Source organism: Endozoicomonas sp. SESOKO3 (assembly GCF_024606255.1).
The window spans coordinates 1-5,748 of sequence record NZ_JAHHPR010000524.1 but is presented as its reverse complement, the minus strand read 5'-3'; the positions used below and the strand labels follow the sequence as shown (position 1 = coordinate 5,748).

Annotated in this window: 5 protein-coding genes; 2 read left to right on the top strand and 3 right to left on the bottom strand. The window is 45.6% G+C overall.

The window, feature by feature from the left end; translation table 11 throughout:
* Positions 1–76: 76 nt before the first annotated feature.
* Together KDK18_RS09035 and KDK18_RS09030 are read right to left on the bottom strand one after the other, a co-directional pair.
* Positions 77–1,540 (bottom strand): hypothetical protein, encoded by a 1,464-nt coding sequence (locus KDK18_RS09035; RefSeq protein WP_257254575.1) that lies wholly within the window; start codon positions 1,538–1,540, stop codon positions 77–79.
* 267 nt (positions 1,541–1,807) lie between these two features.
* On the bottom strand, positions 1,808–3,769 hold the full coding sequence (locus KDK18_RS09030; protein WP_257254574.1) for a cation:proton antiporter: 1,962 nt from the start codon (positions 3,767–3,769) through the stop codon (positions 1,808–1,810).
* Between the two features lie 129 nt (positions 3,770–3,898).
* On the opposite strand from KDK18_RS09030, the gene KDK18_RS09025 reads away from it, so the two are divergent.
* Positions 3,899–4,168, top strand: a complete 270-nt coding sequence (locus tag KDK18_RS09025; protein ID WP_257254573.1) for a glutaredoxin family protein — start codon at positions 3,899–3,901, stop codon at positions 4,166–4,168.
* A 295-nt stretch (positions 4,169–4,463) separates the two neighbouring features.
* A complete protein-coding gene (locus tag KDK18_RS09020) occupies positions 4,464–5,351 on the top strand; it encodes a cation diffusion facilitator family transporter (RefSeq protein WP_257254572.1) in 888 nt (295 codons plus the stop codon).
* Here the strand turns inward: KDK18_RS09020 and KDK18_RS09015 are convergent.
* On the bottom strand, positions 5,299–5,748 hold a 450-nt coding region (locus KDK18_RS09015; protein WP_257254571.1), incomplete at its 5' end, for a TatD family hydrolase. The genes KDK18_RS09020 and KDK18_RS09015 overlap by 53 nt on opposite strands.

Below are 5,748 nucleotides of genomic sequence, written 5' to 3'. Positions count from 1 at the left end.
CAATAAAACCAGAAAAAAAAACTGCTTGATCAATGATTGCATGTAGCATCCCTAAATAACAGAACCGCACAAATAGTTATGGGTCAAGATGGTTGAGACCTTTGGCTCTTGGTTTACAGACATAGTCATAATTCCCCATTAAGCTGTGTCCAAGAGCCAATATTTTTCCTGCAGCAGGATAAGAATGACTGACCAGTGTAGAACCGCCTTCATATATCATGATTAGCCCGGAGCCCTGGAATAGGCTCGTCATAACTATTCCGGGGAAGTAATAGAGGTTCAGGAAAAGCGAACCTGCCGTAATTGTTCCTCCCAGGGTAAGTCCTGCTGTATCTTTAGCGGCCGGGTGATCGAAAAGATTTCGACCCAGAGTGATTGCCATTTCTGTATTAATCAGACCCGCTGCTTCAACAGCATTTACGAGATAAATCCAGGTCAGACCACTGGAATATTTCAATAAAGCCAGACCGCCGATGCTGGCCATCGAAACAGAAGCTACACCTTTACAAAAAACCAGCTTTTCTGCTTCATCATAGTGAGCATGGGGCAAAACCTGATCAAAGTTTGCCATGCAGTAATTTTCAAGAGAGCCAATCGATTCATAGGCCGCACTGATCATCATTCCTGCTGAGAGGGATACATGGTAGTATTTTCGACCGACGTAATGAGCCATGGCCCATGAATATTGCTCAATATCTTTGGCGTTTACGCCGTCCATAGCTGCTGAGTTAAGCAGACCAGTTTTTACCACTCCAGCCAGAACAGCTGTGTAGATAATGGTTACATCTCTTGATGCAGCAGCAGCAGCTTCATAGATTGTATAACCCTTACTTAGATAACCATTTTTGAGGTGAGTTCTCAGGGCTGACGCCACGTTGCTGGTAACACCAATCGATTTCGCACCGATGGCAAAATTTTCCAGTATATTCACCCCGGGTCCTGGGGACGGATTGTTGGCATTATAAAATTCAGCGAGTAAATTGAGGCTGACAAATGACAGGCTTGTCATCGCGTAACCGGCGAAAGGCTCTTCCTCATAAAGCTGAGTATTGTTGCTGCTTGCCGTTGTTGTGCGATCTGACTTGTTTTCAGCTTTTTGGTATTGCGCAGCAGATAGAGTGTATTCATTGGTATAGCTTGCCTGAGGTATGGACCAGGAAAGAATTGTGACCAGGTTCAATAGAAAAATAGGCTTGTGCCAGTAATTACGAGGATTCACTCCGCCTGATACTGATTGGGTTAAAGCTGTTCCCAATAATCCAAAGCCACCAAGCTTTATTAATGCAGTGGATGGCAGACTTTTAAAATAATTAAAATTTGTCTCGTAGTCATTGCAGAAAAAAGGCTCTTCCTGCTGAATAAGAGAAGCATTCTGGGGCGGTTCTGATTTATAAGCAATTGGGCGCGCTTCCATACCTGAAAAGTAGGGAGGCATATAGAACTCAAGGAAGAAGGCGTGACTATCAAGAGGTTTAACAGTCAGGACCGACACCAGCATAAAAAGCAAAGAGAGAGAGCACTGAGTCGATCGAGTGGCCATAGTAGTTCACCTGTATTATTTATATAAGTTATTGTTAACCGCCTGTTTTTTCCGAGATTCCTTTCACAAATACTATTATAGTGCCTGTTCGAACGGTTATTAAGTTATTCTTGTATCATATTGAAATTAATGAACTTATTTTTATTATATTGTGGATTATTTCTACCGTTAGGCAGTTATCTAACTCTGGACAGAGTTTAATTTCGAGAAAGAATTTTAAGATTTTTTTAAGAAAGTGGCAGCCCATATTTCATGGCTGCCACAGGATCAGATAAGGTTCTTTTCAGATTGCTGCATGGGTGCGAGAGGTCCCGTCAGAATAACAATATCGTCTTGTTTAAGAGCATCCACATCTTCCGGATCCAAACTTTGGCCGTCTCGTTTCACTTCAACAACAGAAACATCTTGTTCAAGTGGTAAATCACAGGGATCCAATCCTTCACAGGTGTTACCCCGACAAACGTTAACGGCATGGCGCAGAGAGGTTTCTTCACTATCTGCCAGAACATCTTCATAGCCCGGATAGTAACCATTGAGAATATCGTACTGTTGTTCTCTGGCTTTATTGATCTTGCCCCTAACCTGATTGGGATCCATGCCCAACATTAACAGAACATGCTTCACAATCAACAAGCTGGATTCGAGCACTTCGGGAATAACCGCTGTGGCACCAGCGTTTTTAAGTGAGGCTGTCAGACTGTCATCCTGAGTTCTTACCAGAATAGGAATATCCTGATAATGGGAGCGAATCGTTTTGACGATTTCCAGAGCATTCTCACTGCGATCAATGCAGATAATCACTTGTCTGGCACGTTTCAAACCGACCGACTCCAAAAGCTCTAATCGACGAGAATCACCATAAAAGACGGGTTCACCTGCAAGCCCGGCTTCATGAACATGCAGAGGGTCATTATCGATTGCTACAAAAGCCAGCTTTTCTTGCCCCAGGAATCGGCTTATAGTCTGTCCCACGCGCCCGTAGCCACAAATCAGGGTATGCTGCCTGATGTGAGAGACCTGCTGCTCAATATCGCCCTGATCAATTTGAGACTGTTTAGCTTCTTGTTTCTTGTATAGAAGATTGACAATTTTGCTGCTGTTTCTGATGAGCAACGGCGCCAGAATCATGGAAAGAATGGTAATAGCCAACACCACAGAAGCTCTCTCCCCTCCCGTCTGACCATATTGAGTAGCCAGGGCAATGAGGGCAAAACAGAATTCGCCCCCTTGAGCCAGCGCCAGGCCAGTTTTTAGTGAAGTGCTTTTTTTCTCTCTAAGCATTCTTGCCAGTAGCGTAATGATACCCAGTTTGAAGAGAACCAGACCCAAGGTACCCAGAATAATTGCTGGCCAGAACTTCAGCAGAATATTCAGATCAAGCATCAACCCAACGGAGACAAAGAACAGTCCCAGTAAAATATCCCGGAAAGGACGAATATCCGCTTCCACCTGATGCTTATAGTTACTCTCTCCCATCATCATCCCGGCAATAAAGCCACCCAGAGCCATAGATAAACCCAGAACATGGGTTAGCCAGGCAGCCATCAGGGCAATCATGAGCGCAGTCAATACAAATAGCTCTTCAGAACGAGCCCTGGCCACTTCGTTGAAGACCCTGGGCAGAATCCATTTACCAACAGCCATCATGAGAAGAACAAAAAGAAGGCCTTTGGCCAGAGCCATGCTGATGGTGGTGAAAACTGACTTATCACCCGCACCCGCCAGCGCTGGTACCAGAATCAGGAATAGAACCGCTGCAATATCCTGAAATAGCAGCACGCCAATCGCCATCTGGCCCTGACGACTGCGAATTTCATTACTCTGGGTCAACTCTTTAGAAACAATCGCAGTAGAAGACAGAGCAAGAGCGGCTGCAACGATCAAAGCTTCTTTTACTGATGTTCCAACCAACAGCAGAACCGCAAATATTCCTGCCCCACATAACAGGACCTGCCCGCCCCCAAGTCCGAACACTTCCCGCTTCATGGACTTCATTCGTTTGAGCGAAAACTCAAGACCCAGGGTAAACAGCAGGAAAACCACGCCAATTTCGGCCAGCAGGCTGATATCAAAGCTATGATCAATCAAACCTGTGGCGGTAGGGCCAAGTACGATACCCACGGCCAGGTAGCCAAGACTCTCTGGCAGATTCAGGCGATGAAACAGTGCAATGGCTCCCACGGAGAGAGCCAGGATTAACATCAATTGATTGAAAAAGGTAAAGTCCATCGTTTATCAGGCCTGATTATTCTTTTTTACAGTGAAAATGCAGCTCTGTAGCACCTCAATAGTTTGGGGTGAGCTGAATGAACGGTTACAATTGTATCCGACTTAATCTCCCGCTGTTCAGGAAAATTTGTGCTGCACTTATCTTTCTATACCACATCTGGTTGTCACCTGTGTGATCATGCTGAAGAATTTCTTAATATTCTCGGCCGACATCCTCAACTTAATAGTCAATTCCGATGGTCTGCGGTTGAAATCAGTGCATCTGAGGATTTAATCGTACGATACGGTGTCAAGATCCCGGTGATCGCTACTGAACAGGGTGACGAGATAAGCTGGCCATTTGAAATGGAGCAGCTTGGTGAGTGGATCTATAACCATCTCAATGAACATTCATCATAGTGCTAATGACAATTTAGTCGGGCTTCTGGCAGCCTGTCGGACTTAAGCGTCTCCGTAACCAGGATTGTGAGAAATTTAGGATAAAAATTTCTGATTCCGAGGGGAATAGCGAGCTATTTGACAAGAGAGCAGGAATTTTTAGACCCTTTTCTCACAACTGCATGGATGCAGGAGCCAGAGCAACGCAGGAGCAGTTGCCGGGCAGGACAGTCTTAAGTCCAACAGGCAGCTAGGATTTTCAGTGCAGTTTCAGTATTCTGGAATCAGGGAATCAACTTAATCATCGATGGATCGTATGTCTACACCCTCCAAGAACATCTCCGAAAACCATGAAAAGTTGATGAAGCTGGCTTCAATGGCTTCTGTCACAACTGCCGCCGTCCTCATATTCGTTAAAATTGCCGCCTGGTTTATGACCGACTCTCTTAGCGTTCTGGCAACGCTGTTGGATTCAGTCATGGATGTGATCGCCTCAGTTATTACACTGGTAGCTGTCAGAATTGCTCTTGAACCCGCCGACGCAGAGCACCGATTTGGTCATGGCAAAGCAGAGTCTCTTGCTGTTCTGGCTCAGTCAGCTTTTATTTCAGGTTCGGCTATTATTCTTTTTCTCAACGCCATTGATCAGTTGTTGGTGAGGGAGGGCAGCGTTAGCAATGAATCAGTGGGCATGGTTGTCATGCTTTTCTCGATTCTGGCTACTCTGATACTCCTGAGCATACAGACTTATGTTGTGAAGAAAACCGGATCTACGGCCATTGCTGCCGACTCGATGCATTATCGGATAGATCTGCTCACCAATGTATCTGTCATTATCGCGCTTTTTGGTGCCAGTCTGGGTTATTTCTATATTGATCCGGGATTTGCTCTCCTGATAGCGATTTATATGCTAGTTAGTGTTGGCAAGATGGCATGGAGTGCGGTTCAGCAGCTCATGGATCATTCCCTGCCAGAGCAGCAGGTTCAGGACATTGAGCGCATTGTGCGGGCCATTGAAGGGGTACAGGGCATTCATGAGATGAGAACCCGTATTTCTGGCCGGGTTCCCTTTATCCAGATGCACATTGACCTTGATGGTGATCAGAGCTTACACGATGCGCATGATATTGGGCAGGCAGCGGAAGATGCCATTATCGCACTCCTTCCCAATGCCGACGTGATTGTCCATCTGGACCCAAATTGAAAAAGTTTCTGGCCGTTTCTGATGTCTCTCTGGCCACTTGCTCATAGGTTTTGCCCGTCTGCTCAGCAATGGTTTTCACTACCCAGGACAAATAGGCAGGCTCATTTCTTCTGTTCTTTGGTCTTTTGTCCATGCTTCTGGGCAAAAGCCATGGGGCATCTGTTTCTATCATTAAACGGTTTGCCGGAATATCTTTCAGTAATGGGTGCAAGTGAGTACCACGCCTTTCATCACAAACCCAGCCGGTTATACCGATGTGCAAATCCAAATCCAGGTATTGATAAAGCGCTTTTTTGTCTGCTGTAAAACAGTGAACAACCAGTCCACCCAGATAATCTCTGAACTCTCTGGCAATGGCTGTAAAACGGTCTGCTGCATCGCGCTCATGGCAAAAAGC